Source organism: Streptomyces sp. NPDC020742 (assembly GCF_040641675.1).
Taxonomy (GTDB): Bacteria; Actinomycetota; Actinomycetes; order Streptomycetales; family Streptomycetaceae; genus Streptomyces.
On sequence record NZ_JBFAEA010000004.1, the window covers coordinates 172,796 to 199,403 of the forward strand.

At 72.9% G+C, this 26,608-nt stretch carries 17 protein-coding genes; 8 read left to right on the forward strand and 9 right to left on the reverse strand.

Annotated features, from left to right (window positions below; all coding sequences use genetic code 11):
* Positions 1 to 31: 31 nt before the first annotated feature.
* The 4 genes from AB0G84_RS10200 to AB0G84_RS10215 all read right to left on the reverse strand — a co-directional run bounded on the left by AB0G84_RS10200 (position 32) and on the right by AB0G84_RS10215 (position 8,890).
* The gene (locus AB0G84_RS10200; protein ID WP_361318145.1) at positions 32 to 562 is read right to left on the reverse strand and encodes an ATP-binding protein; all 531 of its coding nucleotides are present in this window, start codon (positions 560 to 562) and stop codon (positions 32 to 34) included.
* 335 nt (positions 563 to 897) lie between these two features.
* Complete coding sequence (locus AB0G84_RS10205) at positions 898 to 7,236, reverse strand: type I polyketide synthase (RefSeq protein WP_361318147.1); 6,339 nt, start codon at positions 7,234 to 7,236, stop codon at positions 898 to 900.
* 33 nt (positions 7,237 to 7,269) lie between these two features.
* Positions 7,270 to 8,604, reverse strand: coding sequence for a beta-ketoacyl synthase N-terminal-like domain-containing protein (locus AB0G84_RS10210; protein ID WP_361318149.1), 1,335 nt, complete (start codon positions 8,602 to 8,604; stop codon positions 7,270 to 7,272).
* 79 nt (positions 8,605 to 8,683) lie between these two features.
* On the reverse strand, positions 8,684 to 8,890 hold the full coding sequence (locus tag AB0G84_RS10215) for a DUF5988 family protein (protein ID WP_361318151.1): 207 nt from the start codon (positions 8,888 to 8,890) through the stop codon (positions 8,684 to 8,686).
* A gap of 1,043 nt (positions 8,891 to 9,933) precedes the next feature.
* Between AB0G84_RS10215 and AB0G84_RS10220 the strand changes: the two genes are divergently transcribed.
* Entirely contained in the window at positions 9,934 to 10,938 is a 1,005-nt protein-coding gene (locus tag AB0G84_RS10220) for a tyrosine-type recombinase/integrase (protein WP_361318153.1), read from the forward strand.
* Between the two features lie 150 nt (positions 10,939 to 11,088).
* On the opposite strand, the gene AB0G84_RS10225 is transcribed toward AB0G84_RS10220, so the two are convergent.
* Positions 11,089 to 11,652, reverse strand: coding sequence for an IPT/TIG domain-containing protein (locus tag AB0G84_RS10225; RefSeq protein ID WP_361318155.1), 564 nt, complete (start codon positions 11,650 to 11,652; stop codon positions 11,089 to 11,091).
* A 440-nt stretch (positions 11,653 to 12,092) separates the two neighbouring features.
* Here AB0G84_RS10225 and recQ point away from each other — a divergent pair, with 440 nt between their 5' ends.
* Complete coding sequence (gene recQ, locus AB0G84_RS10230) at positions 12,093 to 14,027, forward strand: DNA helicase RecQ (RefSeq protein WP_361318571.1); 1,935 nt, start codon at positions 12,093 to 12,095, stop codon at positions 14,025 to 14,027.
* Between the two features lie 206 nt (positions 14,028 to 14,233).
* Positions 14,234 to 14,518, forward strand: coding sequence for a hypothetical protein (locus AB0G84_RS10235; protein WP_361318157.1), 285 nt, complete (start codon positions 14,234 to 14,236; stop codon positions 14,516 to 14,518).
* 195 nt (positions 14,519 to 14,713) lie between these two features.
* On the opposite strand, the gene AB0G84_RS10240 is transcribed toward AB0G84_RS10235, so the two are convergent.
* Positions 14,714 to 15,544 carry an isocitrate lyase/phosphoenolpyruvate mutase family protein gene (locus tag AB0G84_RS10240; protein WP_361318159.1) on the reverse strand — a complete coding sequence of 277 codons (831 nt, stop codon included), beginning with the start codon at positions 15,542 to 15,544 and terminating at the stop codon, positions 14,714 to 14,716.
* Between the two features lie 63 nt (positions 15,545 to 15,607).
* On the opposite strand from AB0G84_RS10240, the gene AB0G84_RS10245 reads away from it, so the two are divergent.
* On the forward strand, positions 15,608 to 16,327 hold the full coding sequence (locus tag AB0G84_RS10245) for a winged helix-turn-helix domain-containing protein (RefSeq protein ID WP_361318161.1): 720 nt from the start codon (positions 15,608 to 15,610) through the stop codon (positions 16,325 to 16,327).
* Positions 16,328 to 16,440: 113 nt separating this feature from the next.
* Here AB0G84_RS10245 and AB0G84_RS10250 read toward each other — a convergent pair whose 3' ends face one another.
* Entirely contained in the window at positions 16,441 to 17,928 is a 1,488-nt protein-coding gene (locus tag AB0G84_RS10250) for a glycosyltransferase family 39 protein (protein ID WP_361318163.1), read from the reverse strand.
* 165 nt (positions 17,929 to 18,093) lie between these two features.
* Complete coding sequence (locus AB0G84_RS10255) at positions 18,094 to 21,399, reverse strand: serine hydrolase (protein ID WP_361318165.1); 3,306 nt, start codon at positions 21,397 to 21,399, stop codon at positions 18,094 to 18,096.
* Between the two features lie 226 nt (positions 21,400 to 21,625).
* On the opposite strand from AB0G84_RS10255, the gene AB0G84_RS10260 reads away from it, so the two are divergent.
* The 3 genes from AB0G84_RS10260 (at position 21,626) to AB0G84_RS10270 (ending at position 24,059) form a co-directional block, all read left to right on the forward strand.
* Complete coding sequence (locus AB0G84_RS10260) at positions 21,626 to 22,387, forward strand: GPP34 family phosphoprotein (RefSeq protein WP_361318167.1); 762 nt, start codon at positions 21,626 to 21,628, stop codon at positions 22,385 to 22,387.
* A gap of 378 nt (positions 22,388 to 22,765) precedes the next feature.
* Complete coding sequence (locus tag AB0G84_RS10265; protein WP_361318169.1) at positions 22,766 to 23,632, forward strand: helix-turn-helix transcriptional regulator; 867 nt, start codon at positions 22,766 to 22,768, stop codon at positions 23,630 to 23,632.
* Positions 23,633 to 23,849: 217 nt separating this feature from the next.
* Positions 23,850 to 24,059 carry a DUF397 domain-containing protein gene (locus tag AB0G84_RS10270; protein WP_361318171.1) on the forward strand — a complete coding sequence of 70 codons (210 nt, stop codon included), beginning with the start codon at positions 23,850 to 23,852 and terminating at the stop codon, positions 24,057 to 24,059.
* 101 nt (positions 24,060 to 24,160) lie between these two features.
* Here the strand turns inward: AB0G84_RS10270 and AB0G84_RS10275 are convergent, their stop codons facing one another.
* On the reverse strand, positions 24,161 to 25,105 hold the full coding sequence (locus AB0G84_RS10275; RefSeq protein WP_361318173.1) for a hypothetical protein: 945 nt from the start codon (positions 25,103 to 25,105) through the stop codon (positions 24,161 to 24,163).
* A 171-nt stretch (positions 25,106 to 25,276) separates the two neighbouring features.
* Here AB0G84_RS10275 and AB0G84_RS10280 point away from each other — a divergent pair, with 171 nt between their 5' ends.
* Positions 25,277 to 26,500 (forward strand): PLP-dependent aminotransferase family protein, encoded by a 1,224-nt coding sequence (locus tag AB0G84_RS10280; RefSeq protein WP_361318175.1) that lies wholly within the window; start codon positions 25,277 to 25,279, stop codon positions 26,498 to 26,500.
* The last annotated feature ends 108 nt before the right edge of the window (positions 26,501 to 26,608 follow it).

Consider the following 26,608-nt stretch of genomic DNA (forward strand, 5'->3'; position numbering starts at 1 on the left):
CGGGGTGCCGGCGTGGTTCATCGGCGGTGCGTCACGGCGGCGTGGGGCGCTCGGCGAGGACCTCCGCGGCCGGCAGCGGCACGGCGGCCCAGACGGTGCAGCCGTCGCCCGTGTCGGTCCGACGTCCCCACTGCGCACAGGACTTGGCGACCAGCTCCAGCCCGCGGCCGTGCTCCTGTCCGGGGCCGGTACGGCGCATCCGCGGCACCCAGGGGGTCCCGCCGTGGTCGTGCACCTCGATGTGCAGCAGGTCCTCCGACCGCCGCAGCCGGCAGGTGATGCGCATGCTGGCGGAGTGCTGGATCGCGTTGGTGACGAGCTCGGACAGTACGAGCAGGACGAGGTAGCGGGTGTCGTCGCCGTGGATGCGCTGCCCGTCGAGCCAGGTGCGGGCCAGGGCGCGGGTGACCGGCACCGCCCGCTCCAGCGGGGGCAGGCTCACGGTCAGTTGCCCCGCCGAACGCCAGCCGTCGGCCGGAACCAGCGCGCTCTTCGGCTCGGGCCAGGTGTCGATGTGCCGGGCCGTCAGTATGACGTCGACACCGTGCATCGTGGGTAACACGGCTACCCCCTTTCATAGGTGCCTCGCGGCCCCCCGGATGTTGCCTATGAATTTCCCGGGAACGGATGCGTTCCGGGAATCCTCATCTCGCTTTCCCACATTCATTCAAGCAGTACGGAGCGCGCCCCGGAAGGCGCAATACGAAGCAATAGGAGCGGTGCAGAATACTGGGAAGTGAAATACTATCAGCGCAAGAAAACGGTTGCGTATGCGCGAGGACAATGCCGAGTTCATTACGGGGGAATTGAATAATGGCCCCTGAACAGCGCTGTGTTCGGCGGACACACCGGGTGGGGTGTCCGCCGAACGTGGGGTGATGCGCGTAGCCGTCCGGTCTACGTGGCGGTCAGGTCCAGCCCCAGCCGCTTCGCGACCCCCTCGGTGAGCGCCGCCAGCGTCGGGTGCTGCCAGACGAAGTCCCGGGTGAGGGCGACCGAGAGGGTGCGCTCTATGCGCGCCCGCAGCTCCATCGCCAACAGGGAGTCGAATCCCAGGGACTTCAGCGGGGTCTGCGGATCGAGGGCGCCGTTGCCCAGGCGGAGCACGGCGCGGACGTGGTCCGCGAGGTGCTCTTCCAGGGCCGCCCGCCGGGCCAGGCCGGCGGGCAGCGCACCGAGCCGGCTGCGCAGGTCGTCGGTGTCGTCGGCGACGGCGGGCGGCTGCGCGGGCGCCTGGTCCGAGACCGCGCTGAAGAAGGGCAGGTGCCGGCCCGCCGACGGCAGCCAGGTCTCCGCGGGCCCGGGCAGCACGCCGGTCTGCACCCGCCGGTGGGACAGCAGGCTGTACAGCGCGGCCATGCCCTGGTCGGTGGGGATGGTGCGGTAGCCGCGGCGGCTGAAGTCGGTGGCGACACCGATCTCGCCCCAGGGGCCCCAGTTGACCGCGAGGGTGGGCAGGCCCTGGGCGGAGCGCCAGGCCGCGAAGCCGTCGAGCCAGGAGTTCGCCGCGGCGTAGGCGCCCTGGCCGGGGTTGCCGAGCAGGGAGGCCATCGAGGAGAACACCGTGAACCAGTCCAGCGGATGCCCGTCGGTGGCCTGGTGCAGGTGCCAGGCGCCGACGGTCTTCGGCGGCCAGACCCGGTCCAGCTGGTCCTCGGTGACGTTGGCCAGGACCGCGTCGTCCAGGACCATGGCGCAGTGCACCACGCCGTGCAGCCGGAAGCCGTCGGTCGCAGCGGTGGCCACCAGCCGTTCCGCGGTGCCCGGTTCGGCGATGTCGCCGAGGACCACCGACACCTTGGTGGTGTCGTCGCACAGCGCCGCGATCTGCCGCGCGGCCTCCGGGGTGGGCGTGGAGCGGCCGTTGAGGACCAGGTGGCCTGCGCCGTGCCGGGCGAGCCACTGCGCGGTGGCCAGTCCCAGGCCGCGCAGCCCGCCGGTGATGACGTAGGCGCCGCCCTCCCGTACCGGCAGGTCCATCTCGGGCAGCACCGCGGCGGCGTCCCCGCTGCCCGGCACGGTCAGGACGAGCTTGCCGACGTGGTCGGCGGCGGCCATCGTGCGGAACGCCGTGGTGGCCTCCGCCAGCGGGTACTCGGTGCAGTGCAGCGGCTTGAGCCGGCCCTCCTCGAACTCGTCCAGCACCTCCTGCCACACCGCGGTGAACGCCCCGGGACGCTGCCGGCGCAGCTCGATCAGGTCGACGGTGCGCAGGGTGACGTTGTGCCGCAGCGGCAGCATGCCCAGCGGGGCGTCGGAGAGGATGTCGCGCACCCCGAGCTCCACGAAGCGGCCGAACGGGCGCAGCGTCTCCAGACCGGTGCGGATGGCCGCCCCGGACAGCGAGTTGAGCACCACGTCGACGCCGTCGCCGGTCACCTCGCGGATGCGTTCGCCGAAGTCCAGCGAGCGGGAGTCCATGACGTGCCGGATGCCCATGCCCCGCAGGTAGCGGCGCTTGTCCTCGCTGCCGGCCGTGGCCAGCACCTCGGCGCCCAGGGACCGGGCCACCGCGATTGCCGCCAGGCCGGTGCCGCCGGTCGCCGAGTGGATCAGCACCCGTTCGCCGGCGGTGAGCCGGGCGACGTGCCGCAGGGCGTACCAGGCCGTGACGAAGGCGATCGGCAGCCCGGCCGCGGCGACCGGGTCGACGCCGTAGGGGACCGGGGCGACCGTCTCGGCGGGGACGGTCAGGAACGAGCCGAACGCCCCGCCGCGCAGGTCGATGGCGATCACCTCGTCGCCGACCTGCAGCCGGTCCACTCCGGCGCCCACCGCGCTGACCACGCCGGAGCATTCGAAGCCGATCCGGTAGCGGACGTCCTCGTCGCCCGGGAGCAGGCCCATGGCGGTCAGCACGTCGCGGAAGTTCAATCCGGCGGCGGTGATCCGCACCTCCACCTCGCCCGACCGCGGGGGGCGCCGCCCAGTGACGGCGTACTCCAGGCTGGACAGGTCGCCCAGCCGACCGGCGCGCAGCCGGAACCCGTCCACGCCGTGCCGGACGGTGCAGGGGGTGGCGGGGCGGTCCTGTGCGGCGGTGGGGGCGGGCTGGAGCCGGGCCACCCACCGGCCGCCGGAGCGCAGCGCCACCTCGTCGTCGTCGGCGTCGGCCAGCAGCTCCAGCGCCACCTCGGCCGGGTCGGCGTCCCGGGGATCGGCGTCGATCAGCGCCGGGCGCAGTTCGGGGTGTTCCAGGGCGCCGACCCGCAGCACCCCGCGCAGGGCGCTCTGGCCGAGGTCGACGGCGTCGTCCGGCTCCACCGCGCGCGCTCCCCGGGTGACGACGTACAGCCGGGGTGAGGCCGGGGCGTCGGTGAGCGCCTGGACGACGCCGAGGAACCGGCGGGTGCGCCGCAGCGACTGCTCGGCCGGCTCCCCGTCGCTGGTCCGGCCGCAGACCAGCACCACCCCGCGGGGCGGTTCCAGACCGGCGGCCAGCCGCTCGGTGAGGGCCTCGCGGAAGGTGTCCAGGGTGGTCTCGTCCAGCGGCACGTCCCAGACGCTGGTACGGGCGCAGCGGCTGCGCAGCGCGGACGCCAGCACCCGGGCCGAGCCGTCCGCCTCGCCCAGGACCAGCCAGCTGCCGGGGGCGTGCCCGCCGTCCGGGGTCGCGCGGGGCGCACGCTGCCAGCCGACCTCCAACAGCCAGTCGTCGGCCGCCGGCGCACCGCGCACGGCCCGGCGCGCGAAGCGCACGCCGTTGACCGCGAGCACCGCCGCGCCGTCGGCGTCCAGGAGGCGGACGTTCGCCACCACGGTGTCCGGCGCATTCTCGCTGATGTGCGCGTGGCAGTACGCGGCGCGCGCCGGGTCACCCAGGACCCGCACCGCCTGCATGCCCACCGGCAGCACCAGGGCCTGGTCGTCCTCGTGCATCAGCGGCGCCACCGCCAACTGGGCGCACAGGTCGAGGAGCACGGGGTGGACCGGCAGGCCCGGTGCGGGGTCGGTGGCCTTCGGCGGCAGCTTCACCGCGGCGAAGTAGCTGTCGTGGTGGCGAACCGAGCGCAGCTCGAAGACGCCGGTGAAGGCCGGGCCGTGCTCCAGGCCCCGCTTGCGCAGGCTCCGGTAGAGCGCGTCCGGCTCCAGCGGCAGGGGGTGGCGCACCCGCAGTGCGTCGACGGACCGCGCCCGGACCTCGGGCCGTACGCTCAGCCGGTGCAGCACCGCGTCGGACTGCCGCTCCCAGGCGCCGTCGGCGTCCCGCGCCAGGATCTCGCAGTGCGCCCGGTCCGGGGCGGTCATGGTGACGACGGTGCTGATCTCGGTGTGCGCCGCCAGCCGCAGCAGCTGCTCGAAGTGGACGTCGGTGACCTCCACTTCGTCCGGTTGCGCGCCGAAGACCTCGCAGGCGGCGGCGAGGGCGAGGGCGCAGTGCGCGGCCCCGGGCAGGACCGGGTTGCCGTGCACGCGGTGGTCGTCGAGCCAGGGCAGCGCGCCGGTGCCGGCGTCGGCTCGCCAGCAGTGCCGGACGGGGTCACCGGGCACCTCGGTGTGCCGGCCGGGCAGCGGGGCCGCGGCGACGGCGGCCTCCTCCGTGGGCCGGGTGGCGTCCGCCCAGTGGTGGCGGCGGTCGAAGGTGAGGGTGGGGGCGTCGACCAGGGCGCCGCCGTCGTAGAGCCGGCCCCAGTCCACCGGCACGCCGGCGCAGTGCAGCGCGGCGAGCCGGCTGCGCAGCGCGGCCGGTTCGTCGTCGTCGCGGCGCAGGGTGGGCAGCACGACGGGGGCGCCGACCAGGCCGTCCAGGCTCCGCTCCACGGAGTGGGTGACGACCGGGTGCGGGGAGATCTCCAGGTAGACCTGGTGCCGGTCGGCCGCCGCGGCGGCCACCGCCTCGGCGAACCGGACCGGCCGGCGGAGGTTGTCGCACCAGTAGTCGGCGTCGAAGGCCGGTGTGCTGCCGGCGTCCACGACGGTCGAGTGGAACGGCACCTTGGTCGGCCGGGGGGTGAGGTCGGCCAGCGCCCGGCGCAGCGCCGGCAGGACCGGGTCGACCAGCGGGCAGTGCGAGGCGACGTCCACCGCGATCGGGAAGACCGGGATGTTACGGGCCTCCCAGGCGGCCGCCAGCCGGCTCACCTCAGCGGTCCGCCCGGCCACCACCGTCGAGTCGGGCGAGGACAGCACGGCGACCGACACGGTGTCGACCGCGCTGTCGGCAAGCTCCTCGCGCACCGCGGCGGCGCTCATCCCCACGCTCAGCATGCTGCCGGTGCCGGCGATGTCGCTGAGCAGGCCGGAGCGGCGGCAGATCACCTTGACGCCGTCGGCCAGGGACAGCGCGCCGGCGACCACCGCCGCCGCGACCTCGCCCATGGAGTGCCCGATCACCGCGGCGGGTTCGATCCCGTACGAGCGCCAGGTGGCGGCCAGCGCGATCTGCAGCGCGAACAGCACCGGCTGCACGGTGCCGCAGCCCTGGACGGGTCTGCCACCGCGCAGCAGGTCCAGCACCGCCACCTCGCTCTGCGCCCGGATGAGTTCGTCGGCCTCGGTCAGCGCGTCGAGGAAGGCCGGTTCGGTGCGCAGCAGGCCGCGGCCCATCCCCGGCCACTGGGAGCCGTGGCCGGAGAAGACCCACACCGGCTGGCGCTGCACCGCCGCGCCGACCGCGCCGACCGCCACCGCCGGGTGCTGCTGCCCCTCGGCGAACGCCCGTAGCGCGCCGATGAGTTCGCGGCGCCCGGAGGCCACCAGCCCCAGCCGGCCGCGGCCGGCGCAGCGCCGCAGGGCCAGGGTGTGAGCGAGGTCCCGCAGCGGGACGTTGGCGCCCTCGCCGCGGTCCACCCAGTCCGCGAGCTGGCCGGCCGCGGCGGGCAGCACGTCCGGGGAGCCGGCCCCCACCAGGAAGACGTCGGGGGCGGCACCGACCCCCGCGCGCTCGGCGCGGCGGGGGGCCGGTGCCTGCGGGGCCTGCTCCAGCACGACGTGGACGTTGGTCCCGGAGAAGCCGAAGGAGGACACCGCGGCCAGCCGGGCCGGGGTGGCCAGCGGCCACGAGGTCAGCTCGGTGGGAACGAAGAAGCGGGTGTCCTCCGCCCTGATGGCCGGGTTCCAGCGCTGGAAGTGCAGGTTCGCCGGGATCGCACCGCGCTGCAGGCACAGCACGGTCTTGATCATTCCGGTGATCCCGGCGGCCGGCTCCAGGTGCCCCAGGTTCGTCTTCACCGATGTCAGCGCGCAGTGGCCCGGTCCGTCACCGTAGACGTCGGCGAGGCCGGCGAACTCGATCGGGTCGCCGACCGGTGTGCCGGTGCCATGGGTCTCGATCATGCCGACGTCCCGGGGGTCGACCCCCGAGCGGGCCAGCGCCTCGCGGTACAGGGCCCGTTGGGCGTCCGCCGAGGGCGCGGCCAGCCCGTCGGAGGAACCGTCCTGGTTCGTCGCCGAGCCGCGCAGCACCGCCAGGACCCGGTCGCCCTCCCGCAGCGCGTCGTCCAGGCGCTTGAGGACCACGACGCCGCAGCCCTCGCCCCGTACGAACCCGTCGGCGCCGGCGTCGAAGCTCCGGCAGCGCCCGCTGGAGGAGAGCATGCCCATCCGGGCGAAGGAGCGGGTGATCCGCGGGTGGAAGGTCAGGGTGACCCCGCCGGCCAGCGCCACCTCGCACTCCCCGGCCTTCAGCGCCTGGGCCGCCATGTGCACGGCCACCAGCGAGGAGGAGCAGGCGGTGTCCAGTGCCACGCACGGCCCGTGCAGCCCCAGTAGGTAGGAGATCCGGCCGGCCGCCACGCAGTGGCCGTTGGTCAGGATCGACCCCTCCAACTCCTGGGGCGCACCGGCCAGGTGGTCCATGTAGTCGCCGTAGCTGATCCCGGTGAAGACGGCGGTGGGGGTGTCGTGCATCCGCTCCGGCGGGAGGCCGGCGTGCTCCAGGGCCTCCCAGGTGACCTCCATCAGGAGCCGGTGCTGGGGGTCCAGGACGTCGGCCTCGCGGCCGGCGACGCCGAAGAAGGCGGCGTCGAAGCCGGCCACCTCGCGCAGGTAGCCGCCCTGGCGGGGGGCCGTCGCCGCGGGGTCGCCGCGGCCCGGGGAGCCCCCGGGGATGAGGCGCCGGCGCTCTTCGGGCAGGTCGCCGACCGCGTCCCGGGCCTCGGCCAGCAGCCGCCACAGGGCGGCGGGGGAATGGGTGTCTCCGGGCAGCCGGCACCCCATGCCGATCACGGCGACGGGCTCGCAGGTGCGGGGGTCGGGGTGCGGCGCGGCGGCCGGATCGAGTGAGTGGTTGCTCATCGGGTCTCCGTACGTAGGCGTGGTCCGGCCGGGTCACACGGCGTGCGTGCTGCCGAGGAGGATGGCGTTCTTCACTCCGCCGACCTGGTAGTTGAAGGTCAGCGCGTAGTCGAAGTCGAGCGGGCGGGTGCGCACGCCGGGGACGGGGTCGAAGGACAGCCCGTCGGCGGGGTCCTCGCAGTTGGCCGTGGGGCAGACCTCCCCCCGCTCCAGCATCATCAGCGTCAGCGCGACGCCCACACAGCCGGCCGGGGCGCCGTTGTGGCCGAAGCAGCCCTCCTGGGACGTCATCAGCGGCCGCCGGTCGGGGCCGTAGAGCTCCCGGATGGCGTTGGACTCGAAGGTGGTGACGACGAGGTTGCCGTCGCTGCCGCCGTGCACATAGGGCACGTCGGCCAGGTCCCAGCGGTCGCCGAGGCAGCGCCGGACCGCGGAGACCAGTTCGCTGCCGGTGTCCTCGCACGCGAGGGGGTTGGCCAGCCCGTCCCGGGTCATGGCGGTGGAGAGCACCTGGCCGTAGAGGTGCGCGCCGCGGCGGACGGCGTGCTCCCGGCTCTCGATGATCACGGTGGCCGAGCCCTCGCCGTGGTTGATGCAGTCGGCCCGCCGGTCGTAGGGCCGCATCAGGGACAGGAAGGACGGCACCAGCTCCGGCATGTCGGGGGTGCGCAGCGCGTCGTAGGTCTGCTGGGCGCCGTGCAGCAGCCGTTGGATGTTCTGGATGAGCTGGACGTTGAAGACGTCGACGCCGGTGACGACGGCGATGTCCACCTCGCCCTGGGCGATCATCCGTCGGGCGGTGCCGATCTGCACGGCGGACGAGGCACAGCCGCACGAGACGGTGTAGCAGGGGCCGTTGGAGCGGGTCAGCGCGCCCTGCACCAGGGCGACGTCGGAGGGTGTCACGGCCTGCTGGGCGGCGACGAACAGCTCCATCGCCTCGGGGGCGGTGGTGGTGTCGGGGTCGGCCCGGAGCACCGAGAGGTAGCTGTCGATGCTGGCGTCCACACCGCCGCGGCCCACCAGGATCGCCGCTTCGCCGAGCGCCCCGTCCCGGTAGTTCAGCCCGGCGTCCGCACAGGCCTCGGAGAGCGACACCAGGCCGTATCTGTGGGCCGTGGTGTAATGCCGCGAGAAGAACGGGGGGAGGTCCGGGAAGCGCTCGTCGAACATCTCCTGGGTCAGGCCGACGGAGCCGTAATAGACCTCGTCGTACCGAAGGCAGGACCGTCCGTTGGCGGCGACGTCCCACGCTTCCTCGGCGGTGAAGACCGGCTTCTCCTGGCCGGGCAGACAGAATCCGACGCCGGTCACGACGGCGTCCCGGCCGGATTCGAACTCTTCGGGATTATCGGCTTCTCGGTTCACGACAGGACTCCGTCCATCACGAGGATCATCATGTTCCAGCTCCTCTGCGAACTGTTCTCTTCTCGGGACCGCACGGCGCCTACTCGGCGATGGAGGTGCGGTAATGCCAGCGATAGACGGGGACCTGCTCGCCGTCCAACTCGGCGTATTCGCCGTAGAATTCGAAACGCTCGTAGCCATTGCCGCGCACGAGTCGGACCGGGTCTCGGACGTCCTCCCGGGAGTTCTGCGGGAGAGCCTTTCCGTCCGGTTCGTCGACGAGAATCACGATGCTTCTTCGCGCCATGCTGCACTCCGGTGTTGAGTCACGGGGTTTCTGATCGCAGCCGGTTTTCCGGCTGATCCGGATTCGGATGTGCGGCGGGGGAACCTGCGAGGAGGTCACCGCGGAGCGGCAGCCGTGAGGGGCCTGCGAGGGGGGGTGAGGGGGTGGGGGTGCCGTGTCCGGCAGGCGCGGCGCCAACGTGGGGGCCGTGCTCGGCAGCGGGTGAAGAGCGGGGGCGCTGCGGGGGGAGCACGCCGGACGGGGCGGTCATCGCGGGTCACGGACGCCGGGGGCGACGGCCGCGACGTTGGTGGTCAGCCGCGGCGGGGTCCGGGGCCGGCTGGCACCGGCGTGCCGGGCCGGGTGCCGTACGGGGCGGCACTGCGGGCGGGGACCTGGGCACGTGGGCCACTGTCCCAGCGGCTGGCGGATGTCGTTCGCATGACGCCCCCTCGATCGAACGGCGGGGGCCGATCAGCCGGTGCCGAAGAAATCCGGCACCGGCTGACGGATCCAAAGCCCTCCACCGGGGACGCCCATACGGCATCACGGTCTGACCGCAACCAGGCACGGGGCCGGGCCAACGAGTAGGCCAGATGCCGCTCCCCGGAGAGGGTGGGCGGCCCACCGGTTGGATGCGACCAGTAATCCATGCGACATAGACGAGCTACAACAGTCAACCGATAAGGCCACCCGTTCGGAGCAGCGCGAAATCCGGAAACTCGTACCAACTTGCGCTGTGGCATTGGTCGATGCTTTTAATTCGCTCATGACCACTGAAGCGCCGGCTCGCCCACTTCTCCCAGCACGCCGCGAAATGGCGCCGTGTTGCACCGCGAGCCCATCGCTCGACATTCCTCTACGGATGCCACAACTGGGGCTGGAGAGACGCGAGTAGACAGTGTTTGACCGGCCGTCCACGGCACTCCGGCCAACTACGCCGCATAGCATGCCCTATTGAAGTGACCGCCGACACCCGACCGGTTTCGCGCGCACGAGTGAATCGCGCCATCGCCACCGCCACCGGACAATAATAACTCCCCGCAGACAAGGGTTATTCGAGAATGACGTTTGATTCCGTGTGCCGGTCTTCCTCGGCGGTCGACACCCACACGATGTCCCTCGCCGAGTACGGGGAGTGGCGGTGGTCAGCCGCGATACACGGGCTGGAGCCCCTGACCATGTCGCCCTACCAGGCCGGCTGGCGGCTCCGCGTCCTGCCCAGCATCGGGCACATCCTCGTACGGAAGATGAACCGACGGACCGTCAACCGCGCGCTGCACTGCTGGATCGCCGACGAGTGCGGCCTGTCAACGGTGAAGAACAGCCTCGCCGTCCTGGTGCGCGTCCTCGAACAGGCCGTGCGCGACGGCGTGCTGGACGCCAACCCGGCACGGGTGGCGGGCTGGCAGCAGGAGTTCCAGCGGGCGCAGCTCGAGCGCAGCTCGCCGCGGTCGCTGGCCCTGCCCGGTCCCGAGGCGCTCGACCGCCTGGCGGCCACGCTCGTCGAGCACTCCTTCGACGGGCACGAGGGCTGGGGGGACATCGTGCGCTTCGCGGCGTGGACGGGCACCCGCTTCGGCGAGGTGTCCGGCCTGCGCGCCCAGGACATCGACCCGGCCACCTGGACGTGGCAGGTGCGCCACCGCACGGTGTCCGAGCCGGGCGGCCTGGCGGACTACGTTTGCCGGGGCAGGAGCCTGCGCGCGGTCCCGCTGCGGCCCGCGGCGCGGATGCTGGTGGCCGGGCGGCTGGAAGCGGCGCGGCACGCCCCGCAGGAGCGGCTGTTCACCGGGCCGTCCCGGCGCCGGTTCTCCACCGCGGTGCTGCGCGAGGCGACCGACTGGGACGAGGTCGTGGTCGGCCTCGGCCATGCGTACCTGCTCCGGCACGACCTGCGCTACACCGGGCTGACCTGGATGGCGGACGCCGGGCTCGGGCTGTCCGTGCTGTGTGAGGTCGCCGAACGCCCCTCGCCGGAGGCCGTACGGCGCTATCTGCCCCCGGGCTCCGCCGCCGCGCCGGCGGCCGGCCGGGTTCCACGGCCGGGGTCCGGTCCCCGCCCGTGAAGCGGACGGGGGCCGGACCGCGGTCGTACTGCGCTCCCCCGGCGGGCGGCGCCGGGCCGGTCGGCCGGGTCCGTCCGGCGGGACATCCCGCCGCCGTCGGGGCCCGGCGTCCCGGGCCCGGGCCGTCGTCCGGGAGAGCGCCCGCTCACCTCACAGGTAGGTGAAGGTTCCGGCGTTCGCAGTGCCGCTCGGGGTCTGGACGGTCACCGTGACAGTGGAGCCGACGGTGCCCGGCGGGACGATCCCGGTGAGGGCCGTGCCGCCGACGTTGACGGTGACCCCGGTGGCCGGAGTGCCGCCGAACAGCACGGTCGCCCCGGTCAGGTTGGTACCGGCGATCGAGAAGGCCGCACCGACCGCGGCGGAGGCCGGCGTCACCGGGACGGTGACCGTCGGGGGCGGCGTCACATAGACGTACGTCACCGGGTTCGAGGTGCCCGCCGCGTTGGTCGCGGTGACCTGTACGGCTCCCGCGGCGTGGGCCGGGGCGAGCACCAGTACGGTCAGCCCGACCGGGTCCTGGCCGACGATGGTGGCCGGGGTGCCCCCGAACAGCACCGTGGTGGTGCCGGCCAGGCCCAGCCCGACGAGCGTCACCGTGTTGCCGCCCGTGGTGGGCCCGGAGTTCGGCACCGTGGCGAGCAGCACCGGCCCGACGCCGGGCTGGAGCTGCGCCTGCTGGCCGAGAGCGATCGGTTGGGGTGTTGTGGACATGCAAGTCCTCCTGCTGTCTGCGGTAGCCCGGATCCACCGGTGACGGACCGCGACGGACGCGGTACGGACACGGGAAGCCGGGCGCTGGCAGCAGTCGGCCGTACGGGAGAACGGCACCGGGGCGCACCCACGGCCCGGTCACACCTGGCGGGTGCACAGGGGGCCGCCGCGCTGCCGGCCGTGCTCTTCGCCCCACGCACTCCAGGCGGGCGGGCGGGCCGACTACCAAAGCCCGAGGGGGATGGACGGCCCACCGACGAGGCTCCTCAAGTAACCCAGACGGGTTACCTGTGGACAACCGCCTTGACACGAGGACACCCATTCGGCCCAGCGCGCGTTCCGGCCGTCTCACCACCGTTGTCCACAGGCCCCGGCGGCCGGTGCCGCGGAACTCGTAGGCTTCAGGAATGGCTCAGGCAGACGTGGAAGTGGTCGAGGACATGAACGTGGAAGGCGGCCCCGAGGCGGGCGAGGCGGTGCAGGTGCTGCGCCGGGTGTTCGGATACGAGGCCTTCCGCGGCAGTCAGCAGGAGATCATCGAGCACGTCATAGGCGGCGGGGACGCCGTGGTGCTGATGCCGACCGGCGGCGGCAAATCCCTGTGCTACCAGATTCCCGCGCTGGTCAGAGGCGGTGTGGGGGTGGTGGTCTCCCCGCTGATCGCCTTGATGCAGGACCAGGTCGACGCCCTGCGGGCGCTGGGGGTGCGGGCCGGATTCCTCAATTCGACGCAGGACATCGAGGAGCGGCGGCTGGTCGAGGCGGAGTTCCTGGCGGGCGAGCTGGACCTGCTGTACCTGGCGCCGGAGCGGCTGCGGGTGGAGCAGACGCTGAGCCTGCTGGACCGGGGCAAGATCTCCCTGTTCGCGATCGACGAGGCGCACTGTGTGGCCCAGTGGGGCCACGACTTCCGGCCCGACTACCTGGCGCTGTCGATGCTGCACGAGCGGTGGCCCGAGGTGCCGCGGATCGCACTGACCGCCACCGCCACCGAGGCCACCCACACCGAGATCACCACCCGGCTGCGGATGGCGGAGGCCCGGCACTTCGTCGCCAGCTTCGACCGGCCGAACATCCAGTACCGGATCGCGGCGAAGAACGAGCCCAAGCGGCAGCTGCTGGAGCTGCTGCGGGAGGAGCACGCCGGCGACGCCGGCATCATCTACTGCCTGTCGCGGGCCTCGGTGGAGAAGACCGCACAGTTCCTGGTGGAGAACGGCATCGCGGCGGTGCCGTACCACGCGGGCCTGGATCCCCGTACGCGCGCCGAGCATCAGGCCCGCTTCCTGCGCGAGGACGGGCTGGTGGTGGTCGCCACCATCGCGTTCGGCATGGGCATCGACAAGCCGGACGTCCGGTTCGTGGCGCATCTGGACCTGCCCAAGTCGGTGGAGGGCTACTACCAGGAGACCGGGCGCGCCGGCCGGGACGGCCAGCCGTCGACGGCCTGGCTGGCGTACGGCCTGCAGGACGTGGTGCAGCAGCGCAAGCTGATCGACGGGTCCGAGGGCGATGACGCACACCGGCGGCGGCTGTCGGCCCACCTCGACGCGATGCTGGCGCTGTGCGAGACGGTCGAGTGCCGCCGGGTCCGGCTGCTGGCCTACTTCGGCCAGGAGAGCGGCGCCTGCGGCAACTGCGACACCTGCCTGGCGCCCCCACAGACCTGGGACGCCACGGTCCCCGCGCAGAAGCTGCTGTCGACGGTCGTGCGGCTGCAGCGCGAGCGGGGCCAGAAGTTCGGCGCGGGGCAGATCATCGACATCCTGCTGGGCAAGAAGACCGCGAAGGTCATCCAGTTCGACCACGACGCGCTGAGCGTCTTCGGGATCGGCGCCGACCTCCGGGAGGCCGAATGGCGCGGCGTGGTACGGCAGTTGCTGGCGCAGGGGCTGCTCGCCGTCGAGGGTGACTACGGCACGCTGGTGCTCACCGAGGCCAGCGGCGGGGTGCTGCGCGGCGACCGGCAGGTGCCGATGCGGCGCGAGCCGGAGAAGGCCGCGCGGGCGGCCCGGGCCAAGGCCAAGCGGGCACCGGTGGACCTGCCCGAGGAGGCGCTGCCGGTCTTCGAGGCGCTGCGCGACTGGCGGGGGCGTACGGCCAAGGAGCAGGGCGTGCCCGCGTATGTGATCTTCCACGACGCCACCCTGCGGGAGATCGCCGTGCTGCGCCCGGCCTCGCTCGACGGACTGGGCGGCATCAACGGCGTCGGCGAGAACAAGCTCGCCAAATACGGGCAGCCGATTCTGGAGGTCCTGGCGGGGCGGGGCACGACGGACGGCGGCGACGCCGCCGGCGCCGGTTCCGGATCCGACCAGGCGCCGCCGGAGCCGCCGGACGACATCGAGGAGCCGCCGGACGACATCGACTGGTGAGCGCCGCCTCCCGGGGGCGGCACACCGCCGCAGGGGGCGAACGGGAGTGCGGGGAGCCACCCGGTCGAGTGTCCTGTCACAGGACCGACTCCAAGGATCTTGCTGACTGTTACACAACGTACGGGTGGCCGTTAAGGACGCTCCGTACTCTGCTGTGCCGTACCGCGCCCCTTGGCGGCCCGAGCCGCCCCCGACGAGGAGTACCCATGCGGGCCCAGAGCCGCTCCGTGATCCGTACCGCCGCCGTCGCGACCGGCGCGCTGGCCGTCCTGCTGCTTCCCGCAGGCGCCGCCTTCGCCGCCGATTCCACCGCGCCGACGGAGAGCCGGACGTCGATCATGCTGCCCGACAACGGGCTGGCCGGGCTGGCCGAGAAGGCCGGCCACCTGCCCAAGGCGGGACTCATCGGCGGCGCCGGAGCGCTGGGCCTCGCCGGTGCCGTCGTCGCGGTGCGCCGCCGTCTCCAGGACAGCCGCAGCCGGCAGGTCTGAACCGCCGGCTCCGAACCGCCGGCTCCGCGCCACCGGGTCCGAACCGCCGGCTCCGCGCCGGGCCCGCGCCGCGTCCGCGCCACCAGGCCCGTACCGGGGCGGGCGTGCCGGATCCTCGGCGCCACCAGGCCCGCACCGCCCGCGCCCTCGGCCCGCCCCTGCCTCGGCCGACCCCCGCCCCGGCCGACCCGCGCGCTACTCCCCCACCAGCCGCTGTACGTCCTCGTACCCCAGCACCGCACCGCCCGTACCGGTCACATCCGGCGGCTCCGTCCCGGCGCGCAGGGCCTCCGCCGCCCCGAGGGCGGCCTGTAGCGCGGTGCGGAACAGCAGCGAGCCGGTGCTGACCCGGCGCACCCCCAGCTCCGCCAGCCGGGCCACGGTGTGCCGCCCCGGTGCAAAGAGGATGTTCAACGGCGCCGGCACCTCGGCGACCAGCACCGCGATGTCCTCATCGGCGACCACGCCCGGTACGAACACCCCGTCCGCACCGGCCGCCAGATAGCTCTCGGCACGGGCGAGCGTCACCGACAGCGGCGGAGGGGTGTCCACCTGCCAGTGGGTGTCGATCCTGGCGTTGAGGAACAGCCCCGGCGCCCGCTCCTTCGCCGCGCCGATCAGTTCGGCCTGCCGGACCGGATCCTGCAGCCCCCCGCCGCCGGGCAGGCCGTCCTCCAGGTTGAGCCCGGCCGCCCCGGCCGCCGCCAACTCGCCCGCCAGTTCCGCGACCTGCGCCGGATCGCCGCCGAACCCGCCCTCGATGTCGACGGTGTACGGGCAGGCCAGCCGCCCGTTGAGGCGCAGCGCCAGCGCCATGGTCGCGTCCCGCGCCTCGGCCAGGGCCCGCCCGTCCGGATAGCCGTGGGCCGCGGCGACGCCCAGGCTCGTGGTGCCGACCGCCGCGAATCCGGCCCCGGCGAGCGCGAGTGCCGAGGCGACGTCCCAGGCGTTGGGGAGCAGCAGCGGCTGGTCGGCGTGGTGCAGCGCATGGAAGTGGAAGGTGGCGTACTCCGGGGAGCTACTCATACCGGCACCGTAGGCATGTCTCCCTTCGGTAGGCGCCGAAGACTCGCGGCGGACAATGGAGTCATGACCACTCCGGCGTACAGCACCGAACTCGCACGGCTGGCAGGACTGCTCGCGGACCGCACCCGTGCCGCGTTCTGCCTGGCGCTGCTGGACGGCCGGGCCTGGACCCTCGGCGAGCTCGCCGGGTACGCGCAGGTCGCCCCCTCGACGGCGAGCGAGCACCTGACCCGCCTGACCGAGGGCGGACTGCTCTGCGAGTACCGGCAGGGCCGCCACCGCTACGTCCGGCTCGCCGGCCCCCGCATCGCCGAACTGCTGGAATCGCTGACCGCGCACCTCGCCCCACCGGCCAGCGCGCCGCGCGGGCTGCGCGCGGCCAGCGCCTCGGCGGCCCTCGCCCGCGGGCGGACCTGCTACGACCACCTCGCCGGCCGGCTCGGGGTGGCCCTCACCGACGCGATGACCGGCCGGGGGCTGCTCGACCAGGACGGCGGCTTCGCCCTCACCGACGCCGGCCGCGACTGGCTCACCGGCCGCCTTGGCATCGACCCGGCCGCCCTGCGCACCGGGCGCCGCCCGCAGGCCCGCGGCTGCCTCGACTGGACCGAACGCCGCCCCCACCTCGCGGGCGCGGCCGGCGCCCGCCTGTGCGACCGCCTCCTGGACCGCCACTGGGTCCGCCGGATCGGCACCGGCCGGGCGGTCCGCCTCACCCCGGACGGTGCGAGGGCGCTCGACGACCTCCTGGGCATCGACGCCACCGCCGCCGATCTGCTCTGAGCCCCCGCACCCCGCCGGGCCCGCCCGCCGCCGCCCGTACGGCGCCCTCCGGGGCGACATCTGACGGGCCATCAGGAACAGCCCGCCGGGGCCACTACCCCTCCCGCCCGCGGCTATCCGTCCCCGTCGCACGCCCCCGGCCGGGCGTACACCGTGATCCGCGCGCCGTGGACCTGCGTACTGCTGCAGACCTCGAACGCGTCGCGCAGGGTGGTCCGCTTGGCGATCTCCTGGTCGTTGTCGTCGACGGGCTGGCCGTCGGGGTCACCGGCCACCACGATCCGGCGGGCGGTGAGCATCCGGGCGCGGATGGCGTCGCCGGAGCGCTCGGTGCCGTACAGGGTGTGCGAGGCCCGCGGGCTCCGGTCCTGGGCGAGGTCGTGCAGACCGCGGAAGTCGTGCGGCAGGGTGGCCCGCCAGATCCGCCGGCGGGACGGCATGAACAGCAGACCGTCGCCCGGCTCGGCCACCGCGTGCACCGCGTGGGCGACCGCGGTCACGTCGTCGACCCGGCTGTCGGGGCTGCGGAGATGGACGTCGACCGGCAGCAGCGCGACCAGCACGCCCGCCAGCGCCAGGCCCCGGCGCACCCGCCGGGCCCGGCCGGGGCCCGGCTCCCCGTCCCGACGCAGCAGCCGGGCCAGCGCGGCACCGGCGAGCAGCGCGAACCCGACGACGTAGTAGAGGACGTAGCGGTCGACGTAGGCCGGTTCGACGTGGGAGAGGAGCAGCAGCAGGAGCGTGGGGAGCAGCAGCAGGGGGATGCCCAGCGCCCGCAGCCCGATCGGGCCGCGGGACCGCACCCGGACGCGGGCGCAGGCGATCCCCAGCACCGCGAGCACCGCGAAGGTCAGCAGCTGCAGCGGGTCCGGCCACATCAGCCAGCTGATCTGTGCGGACTGGCGGGTGCTGAAGACCGCCAGCGGGGCCAGCCCGGCCAGTACGGTGAGGCAGGACAGCGCCCAGGAACGCAGCACCGGGCGCGGCAGCCGGGCCAGGACCAGCGCCGCGGCGTGCGCGGGCAGCGCCAGCGACGCGAACTCGTGCAGCAGGCAGGCGCCCAGCATCAGCCCCGTATAAGCCCGCCACAGCGAGCGGCGCGGGCGGGCGGCGGCCAGTACCAGGAGATGGCTGGCCCACACGACCAGGGCGCAGACCACGGCGTAGGAGCGCCCCTCCTGCGCGTACTGCTGGACGACCGGGATGAGCGCGAAGGTGAGGCCCGCGAGCAGACCGGCCCGCCGGCCCACCAGGCGCTGCCCCAGCAGCGCGACGCCCGCGGCGGCGGCGGTCATGGCCACCACGGACGGCAGCCGCAGGCCGATCACCTCGCCGAGGGCGCCGCCGAGGGTGGCGTCGTAGAGGCGGAACCAGAGGTGCATCAGCGCGTAGTACAGGCCGTGGACGACATCGGCGTGCAGCAGCGTCTGCCACAGACCGGCCAGGCTGCGGTGCGCCATGTCGTAGGTGACGGCCTCGTCCCGCCATATGGCGTCCTGGCGGCGAATTCCCCACGCCCCCAGGAACAGCATCAGCCCGGAGGGCACCAGCACCACCGCGCCCTGCGCCACCCACGCGCCACGGGCGGTCACGGCGGACACATACGTCTTCTGCGCTTGCGCTACGTCGATGACGAGCTCCGGTCACGAACGGGACGCGGGGTGGGGCGGGCGACCGCCCCCGGGGCGCGTGCGCGGCGGGCGCACGGCGGGGGTGACCGGGGCTCCGGACGGTGGCGGCGCCACCCGCCCGGAGCCCCGGCCGGCTCACCCGAGGCGGGTCAGCTTCGCACCGAAGGTCGGCTCGACGAGGTCGTCCTTCAGCGCCACCGGCACCGTCTGGGCCCGCTGCCCGCTGCCGACGGTCAGCACCCCGACCGTGGTGCCGGCCTTCGCCGTGTGCGGGACGGCCTTGCCGCCGTCGCCGATGCTCAACGTCAGCTTCTGGCCCGCGACTCCGACCGCCTTCAGGTCCTTGGTGGCGACGACCGGCGTCTGCCCGCCCAGGCCGTCGTCGACATAGCCGACGACCTGCCCCTTCTCCACCGCCGTGGCCGAGGTCAGCGCGTTGCGTACGGCTTCGATGACCTTCTTGCTGTTGTTCTTGACCATGGTGAGGCTGTTGGAGGCGTTGGGGTCCAGGCCCTTGAAGTGCTGGTCCATCATCGTGCCGAGGATCAGGCGGTCCTTGCCGTCCACGGTCTTGTAGGCCGCCCAGGACAGCGTGCCACCGGCCGCCGTGCTGGAGCCGGTCTTGATGCCCTTGATGCTCAGGCCGGCCAGCAGCAGGTCGTCGTTGTTGTTGTTGATCCGCTTCGGCAGGCCCTGGATATCGGCGTTGGGCATGGCGACGATCGGCCGGAAGGCGTCGAACTTCATGACGGCCTCGGCCAGCTTGAGCTGGTCGACCGCGGTGCTCACGGTCTTGGGGTCCAGGCCGCTGGGGTCGGTGTAGGTGGTGTTCTTCATGCCCAGGTCCTTGGCGGCGTCGTTCATCTTCTTGACGAACGCCCCCTCGTTGGCGGACTGGGTGTCCCAACGGGCCAGCAGCCGGGCGATGTTGTTGCCGGACGGGATCATCAGCATCTTCAGCATGTCCTGCTGGCTGAACTTCTGTCCCGCCCTGAGCCCCTCGATCCGCGACTCGTCTTGGGATCCGCCCTCGGTCACCGCCTTGGCGTCGACCTCGATCTGCGGGCCCTTGTCGTCCTTCTTGAGCGGATGGTCCCTGAGGATGACGTAGGCCGTCATGATCTTGGCGACGCTCGCGGTCGGCACCGGCTTCTGCGCGCCGAACGCCCCCAGGTCACCGGAGCCCACGACCGTGACCGCCGCCTGCCCGTGCTCGGGCCACGGGATGGAGAGCTTGCTGCCTTCGAAGGTGAACGAGGACTTGGCGTCGCCGAGGACGACCGTCGGGGTGGGCAGCGGGCGCACCGCCTGGGCGACCACGAAGATGATCGCCAGCAGCACCGCCAGCGGGGTCCAGATCTTGAACCGGCGGACGACCGTGCGCAGCGGGGTCTCGGGCGGCGGCGGGGTGTTGGTGAGCTCGGCCAGCAGGTCCAGCGGAGGCAGCGGCTGCTGCTTGGTGCGCTCCGACTCGGGCAGCTCGGCGGATCCGGCCCCGTCCGTGGCGCCCTTACGGGCGTCGGTCGCGGGCGGCACGGCACCGGTACGCGCCGATCCGGCCGCCTTGGCTGAGGCGGCGGGCGGCAGCGCACCGGCACCGGCGGCCTGACCGGCCGCCTTGCCCGCGGTCTTGTCCGCGGCCTTGTCGGTGGGCTTGCCCGTGGACGTGCCGGCAGCCTTGTCGCCGCCCTTGTCCCCGGCCTTGCCTCCGGGCTTCTCCGCGGCCTTGTCGGGGGTCTTGTCCCCGGACTTCTCCGCGGTCTTGCCCACCGGCGTCCTGGGCGCCGTCTTGCCGAGCGACTTGCCCGCCGACCCATCGTCCGCCGACTTCAGTGCGACGAACTGGCTGGTCCGCTCGGAGTCGCGCTCGGCCCCGGGGGTGTCCTTGCCACCGGACGTGCCGCCGGGCTTACCACCCGACTTCGCGTCGGACGCCGCTGAGGACTTGGCATCGGACTTGCCGTGGGCCTTGCCGTCGGAAGGAGCGGCGGACTTCTCGTCAGCCGTCCCGTCGGGCTTGGCGTCGGGCTTGGCGTCGGACTTCGCGTCGGACTTCGCGTCGGACTTGGCGGCAGGCGTCGCCTTGGGCGCGCCCTTGGCCGAGCCGCCGGACCGGCCGTCGGACGGGCCGTCGGACTCGGGCTTCTCGCCGGACCCCTTCTCCGCCGTCGCGGACTTCTGCTCGGCCTTGCTCCCGTCCTTCTTGCCGTCCGACTCGGCGGCCGGCTTGCCCTTCGGCTCGCCCTCCGCCGTCCCCGGCTTCTGCCCGCCCTTCTCTTCCTTCTCTTCCTTCTCCTCGTGGTTCTTCTCGGGCTTCTTCTCGCCCTTGCCCTGGGCCGGGGACGCGCTCCGGGCGGGCGGGTTGATCTTGAAGGTGGTGGTCGCCTGGTCGACGGCCTCCGCCGCGTCCCCACTCCCCTTGGTCTTCGCGATGGCGAACACTCGGGTCGCCTCGTCGACCGCGGACTCCTCGCCCTCGGTGCCGTCCTCCGCGTCGCCCTCGGCATCACGCGGGCCGGCACCCTTGGCGTCGCCCTCCTTGGCGGGCTTGCCCTTCTGCTGGCCGATGGTCTTGAACACCGCGGTCGCCTGGTCGACCTTGGACTCGGGCCGGGAGTCGGCCTTGCCGCCGGCCTCGGACGCCGGCCGATCCGCCACCTCGGCGTCAGCCCCCGCCGCCTCGGCCTTGACCTCGGCCTTGACCTCGGCCTTGACCTCGGCCTTGACCTCGGCCTTGGCCGCAGCCTTCACCTCCGCCTTCGCCGCCGACTTCGGCTCCGGCTTCGATTCCGACTCCGACTCCGGCTTCGGCTTCGCTCCCGCCTTTGCAGCGGCGCCCTTGGCCGAGGCCTTGGACGAAGGCTTGGACGCCCCCTTGCCAGGCGCCTGGGCCGATGCCTCGGCAGGTGCCTTGGAGGACGCCTTCGAGGGCGACTTGGCGGACGGTGCACCGGACTTCCCGGAGCCCCCGCCCGATCCCTCGCCGTCTCCACCGGCGGACCCCTCAGCGTCCGCGCCGGCGTCCCCGCCGGAGCCGTCACCCGCGTCCTCAGCGGCACCCTTCTCCGCGGACCCGTCGGCGTCCCCGCCGCTCTTCCCCGCGGTCCAGGCCGCCACCGCGTCCCGCAGGCGGCCGTCGGTGTCCTCCGCGTCGCCCGCGTCGCCACCGGCGCCCTTCTGACGCGCACCGGCGGTCTTGGTGACCCCGGACGCCCCCGGCTTCCCGGAGACCGGCGCCCCGCCCTTCTCGGACTCCCCGGAGACTTCGGAGGCTTCGGAACCCTCACCCGTCTCCCCGGCGTCCGAATTCTTCGCCGGCTCCTCCGGCTCCCCTCGGAAGGCAGACAGGCGCGGATCGCGTTCGCTCCGCGTCGTCTCCCCCGACGACTGCTTCTTGTCCGACTTGTCGGGGGACTCGCCCGCCACCGATGTCTCCTTCATTCGTCGCACTGTCCTGCCTGGACCTGTGTTCCCAAGTCTGCTGTGTCCGTGTCACGTCAACCCGCCGCCACGCGCGCAAGGACGCGCCACGCGCCACAGATAGATGTCGCCGACGTGCAAGACGAGAACGACATACCTACCGGTTCCATACCGAACCCCCCACGCACCCTCGACAGATGAATGTGAGAGGGGTCACCCTGTCATTCATCCACGCGGGGAGGCATGGATGGGCAGGAGCCGCAGAACAATTCCGGAGGAGCTTCTGCTGCTCGCTTTGGACCCGACGACGGGCACCACAGCGCAGCCGCAGTCGCTCGACCTCGGCCTGGCCGGGGCCCAGCTGGTAGAGCTGGCTCTGGCAGGACGGATAGCCCCAGACGGGGATCGTATCGCCGTGGTGATGGCACGGCCGACAGGAGATCCAACTCTGGACTCAGCGCTCGAACTGCTGCGCCGACGCGGCAGTCCGGTGCGCGCGGTCCACTGGATCGGCGGGCCCCGGCTGGGGCTGCGCCAGACGTACCTCACGCATCTCGAACGGTGCGGCATGGTGCATGCCGTGGCGGGTCAGATGTGCGGGGTGCTGCCGACGACGCGCTACCAGGCGACGGAGACGGCCATCAGCCGGGAAATCAGGGCCCGGCTGGACAGCGCGATCCGCACCGGCGTACCCCCGGACCCGCGGACCGCGGCACTCGCCGCGCTGGCCCATGCGGTCGGACTCGGCAAGCACCTCTACCCCGGGAACGAGGGGCGGTCATCGCGCTCCCGCCTCCGGGATCTGATCCGACACGACCCGATGGGCGGGCTGGTCGCACACGCCGTCATGGATGTGCAGAACGGCGTCGGGGCCCCGTCCCGGCGACCGCAGGCCGCCAGCGCCGGAGCCGTACGGCAACCGGCGTCCCGCACCGCGGCGGATCCGGCCGGCGCGCCGGGTCAATCGCGGCACGGCCACGGAAGGATGGCTCGGGTGGGCGCCCGCTGACGCCGTAAGGCGCGTCCTACGCGACGCACACCCCCTCCGCACCACACGTGCGCGCTTACGGCGCGCCCCGCACCACCGGGGCACGGCGTACGACGCCGCGCGCGGTCCTCACCGCCCGCGTACGGCACCCTCTGCACCACCACCGCACCGCAACCGCACCACTCGCACCACTCGCACCAGCGCCCCCACAGGGCCGTTCGGGAGCCGCAGCACGGGGCGCGGGGTGGTGGTCCGGCCGTTCTGGACGATGGCCGGACCACCGCCCCGCGCTTACCACACCCTCGCCTTCTGTGTGCGTTTCACTGCGCGGCGTGACCCCGGAGTGGCAGGCTGCTGAAGAGGAAACAACAGCAGCACGGAGCCGGAGGTGCACGTCCCGTGGCGTCCAGTGTCAATCCCACCGTCAGGCGACGCCGGTTGGGCCAGGAGCTGCGCAGGCTCCGAGAGCTCAAGAGCATGACGGCGGAAGAGGTGGCCGAGAAACTGCTGGTCTCCCAGTCGAAGATCAGCAGGCTGGAGAACGGCCGCCGCAGCATCAGCCAGCGCGACGTCCGCGACCTGTGCGCGGTCTACGAGGTGGATGACCACCGCATCGTCGATTCGCTGATGCAGATGGCGAAGGATTCTCGCCAGCAGGGCTGGTGGCATGCCTTCGGCGACATCCCGTACAGCGTCTACATCGGCCTGGAGACCGAGGCCGCCTCGCTGCGGATCTACGAGTCCCTCCTGGTGCCCGGCCTGTTGCAGACGCCCGGCTACGCCGAGGCGGTCATCCCCGGCACGGTCCCCGAACTCGCGCCGGACCACCTGGAGAAGCGGATCCAGGTCCGGATGCGCCGCCAGGAGCGGGTCAACGACCCCGAGCGCCCGCTGCGACTGTGGGTGGTGCTGGACGAGAGCGCGCTGCGGCGGGTGGTCGGCAGCCACCTGATCATGCGCGAACAGCTCGACCACCTCGTCGACGTGAGCAATCTGCCGCATGTGACGGTGCAGGTTCTTCCGTACAACACCGGGGCGCACGCCGGAATGTCAGGAACGTTCTCCATCCTGGAATTCGACGACGCCTCCGATTCCAGCGTGGTCTACATCGAGGGCGTCACCAGCGACCTCTATCTGGAGAAGACCAACGATGTAAACAAGTACACGATCATGTACGAGCATTTGCGCGCCCAGGCGTTGAGCGCGGAGGCGAGCCGGGAGTTCATCGCCGCCGCGGCGAAATCCCATGCGGATGCCGTGGGGTAAGGCCAGGGCATCACAGGGCGCGGACGTACCGTGCGGAAAGGGGCAGGACCCGGGGTTCCGGAGAATGGGCCGGCACGGTACACCCGGCTTCCGACTCATGAAAAGAGATCAAGGAATATGCCATTCGGACGGGTGAACGGCCCCTGCGGCTCGTGATGTTGGCGCGTAGCGTCATCAGTACCGAATCCGCGGTAACTCAGAGTGAGTTGGAGTGAACATGGCCGTGCAGCCGAATTCCGCGTTCTCCTGGACCAAGTCCTCATACTCCGGTGGCAATGGCGCCTGTGTGGAAATCGCCGTTCCCACCACCGCAGCCATCGCGGTGCGCGACTCCAAGAACCCCGATGGACCGCGCCTGACGTTCGACAACGCCTCCTGGGGCCGCTTTGTGTCGGACGTCGCCGGTGGCGCGTTCGACGTGGCGTGACCTGACCGTCACGATCCGCACCCCGCAGATACGAGCCCTCTCGACTGGATCGCCGTCCCGGCCGAGGGGGCTCGGCCACGCCCACTCCGGGTGAGCGGGCCTCAGCGCAATTCGGCCACGTACCGGTCCGTCCCCGGGACGGTCGGGAGGAACGGCGCCACCAGCTCCACCCGCCCCAGCCCCGACTCCGCGACCTCCTGCCCCAGACCGGCGAAGTGCTCCGCCCAGCCGTCGCGGGGGTCCCGCTCGAGGAAAAACAGCAGCGTCAGCCGGGAGTCGACGCCCTCGACCTGCTTCACATACGACATCCGGTCGCCTGGCAGCGGAGTGGGCCGGAAGACGGTGACCATCGCCGCAGGTGAGCCGGCCAGCCGCGGTGGCAGATGCCGGGCGCGCAGCCACTCCAGCAGCTCCGCCCGCCGCTCCGGCCCGTCCGTGTCGATCACCTCCAGCACCAGCCCGGCGTACGGGTGGTCCAGCGCGTGGAAGTCCCGGGGGCCCGCGGCGCCGTCCCGGTAGACCGTCGCCGCATGGTCGTGGAAGGCGGTGAAGACGTGCGTACGGGCCTGGTGGACCCGGCCGTCCCGGTTGAGGCGCCGGTTGATGCCGACGGTCCACCGCATGTGCTCGTCGTAGCGGCCCTCGGTGAGCCAGTAGGTGGAGAGGTAGCAGCCCGCCGTGACCGGCCGGGCCACCGCGGACTCCTCCGGGTAGCGCAGCAGTTGCAGCTCGCGGGTGGCCACCCAGCGGCGGCCGGCGAAGATCCAGGGCATCGCCATCGCGCCGGCGATGTAGTGGTCGTCCTCGTACCAGCGGTTGTAGGCGTACTCCTGGCCGGGGTGGGGTTCGACCATGGTGATCAGGGCATGCCCGGGGCGCACACCGTAGGGGCCGACGGCGGCCAGCTCGGCGTAGACGGCGGCGCGGGTGTCGGCACCCGGGGTGGCGGAGGCGGCCCCCGGGGCGGCTGGGGCTGTGCCCGGGGCTGTGGGGTCGGCGCCCGGGACGGCGGGTCGTGACGGTGGCTGCGTCCGGTCTGCGGTCATGGCTGTAGGTGTAGCTGACATACCGTCAGAAGGGGAGGGGCGGGGCGGGAGGAGGAGGGCCGCACGGGTTCCCCCTGTGGATACCCCTGCACACCGCCCGCCGGGCCGCCTATGCTCCTGTCATCCACGGCTAACGCCGGTTAACTGCAGCAGTGAGTGATGGGAGCCGCTATGCCGGACGCGATCCTTTCGGGTGCCCGCACCCCCGTTCCTGAGCTCGCCTCGCGTGCGGTACGGACCGGGAGTTCACCGGTGCGCGACATCCTGGCGCTCACCGCGCGGCCGGAGGTCATATCGTTCGCCGGCGGGTTGCCGGCGCCCGAGCTGTTCGACACGGCGGGCCTCGCCGACGCCTTCCGGCAGGTGCTCCACGAGGCGCCGCGACAGGCCCTGCAGTACTCCACGAGCGAGGGCGATCCGGCGCTGCGCGCGGCCGTCGCCGCCCGCTGCACCACGCGCGGGCTGCCCACCGGGGCCGACGACCTGCTGGTGACCAGCGGGTCCCAGCAGGGCCTGTCGCTGCTGGCCACCGTCCTGCTGGAGCCCGGCGACGTGGTGCTGGTGGAGGACCCCTGCTACCTCGCGGCGCTACAGATCTTCTCGCTCGCCGGCGCCCGGGTGGTGCCGGTGCCGACCGACGACGGGGGCCTGGACCCGGCCGCACTGGACGAGATCGCCGCCCGCGAGCGCCCCAAGCTGCTGTATGTGATCCCCACCTTCCAGAATCCGACCGGCCGCACGCTGTCCGCCGAGCGGCGGGCCGCGGTCGCCGAGGTCGCCGCCCGGCGCGGCCTGTGGATCGCCGAGGACGACCCGTACGGCGAACTGCGCTTCGAGGGCGAGCCGGTGTCGTGGGTGGCGTCCTTCCCCGGGGCGGAGGACCGTACGGCGCTGCTCGGCTCGTTCTCCAAGGTGATGGCGCCCGGGCTGCGGCTGGGCACCCTCCGGGCGCCGGCCGCGCTGCGGCGGGCCTGCATCATCGCCAAGCAGGCCGCCGACCTGCACACCTCGACCATCGACCAGGCGGCCGCGGCCCGCTACCTGACGCTGGCGGACCTGGACGACCATCTGGCGCGGGTGCGCGACGCCTATCGAGAGCGGCGCAACGCCCTGCTCGACGGGCTGCCCGACGCACTGCCCGAGGGCTCGCGCTGGAACCGTCCGGCGGGCGGCATGTTCGTCTGGGCCAACCTGCCCGAGGGGTACGACGCGACGGCGCTGCTGCCGGAGGTCGTCCGCCATGACGTCGCCTATGTCCCCGGGGCGCCGTTCTTCGCCGGGCAACCGGACCCCACCGCCGCCCGGCTGTCGTTCGTGACGCACTCCCCGGAGGAGATCCGCGAGGGCCTGGACCGGCTGAAGGTGGCGCTCAAGGACGCACACCGGGCGGGCTGAGCGCACGCCGGCGCGGTACCGCGGGCGGGGCGGCGTCGACGCCGTACCGCGGGCGGGCACCGGCACCGCACCGCGGGCGGGGCGGGCGTCGGCACCCCACCCCGGCTT

Bases quoted from the DNA above. Each gene is read 5' to 3' on its own strand.
- AB0G84_RS10205 (WP_361318147.1), bottom strand. From the start codon at position 7,236: ATGAGCAACCACTCACTCGATCCGGCCGCCGCGCCGCACCCCGACCCC.
- AB0G84_RS10215 (WP_361318151.1), bottom strand. From the start codon at position 8,890: ATGGCGCGAAGAAGCATCGTGATTCTCGTCGACGAACCGGACGGAAAG.
- AB0G84_RS10220 (WP_361318153.1), top strand. From the start codon at position 9,934: ATGACGTTTGATTCCGTGTGCCGGTCTTCCTCGGCGGTCGACACCCAC.
- AB0G84_RS10225 (WP_361318155.1), bottom strand. From the start codon at position 11,652: ATGTCCACAACACCCCAACCGATCGCTCTCGGCCAGCAGGCGCAGCTC.
- recQ (WP_361318571.1), top strand. From the start codon at position 12,093: ATGAACGTGGAAGGCGGCCCCGAGGCGGGCGAGGCGGTGCAGGTGCTG.
- AB0G84_RS10235 (WP_361318157.1), top strand. From the start codon at position 14,234: ATGCGGGCCCAGAGCCGCTCCGTGATCCGTACCGCCGCCGTCGCGACC.
- AB0G84_RS10240 (WP_361318159.1), bottom strand. From the start codon at position 15,544: ATGAGTAGCTCCCCGGAGTACGCCACCTTCCACTTCCATGCGCTGCAC.
- AB0G84_RS10245 (WP_361318161.1), top strand. From the start codon at position 15,608: ATGACCACTCCGGCGTACAGCACCGAACTCGCACGGCTGGCAGGACTG.
- AB0G84_RS10255 (WP_361318165.1), bottom strand. From the start codon at position 21,399: ATGAAGGAGACATCGGTGGCGGGCGAGTCCCCCGACAAGTCGGACAAG.
- AB0G84_RS10260 (WP_361318167.1), top strand. From the start codon at position 21,626: ATGGGCAGGAGCCGCAGAACAATTCCGGAGGAGCTTCTGCTGCTCGCT.
- AB0G84_RS10270 (WP_361318171.1), top strand. From the start codon at position 23,850: ATGGCCGTGCAGCCGAATTCCGCGTTCTCCTGGACCAAGTCCTCATAC.
- AB0G84_RS10275 (WP_361318173.1), bottom strand. From the start codon at position 25,105: ATGACCGCAGACCGGACGCAGCCACCGTCACGACCCGCCGTCCCGGGC.
- AB0G84_RS10280 (WP_361318175.1), top strand. From the start codon at position 25,277: ATGCCGGACGCGATCCTTTCGGGTGCCCGCACCCCCGTTCCTGAGCTC.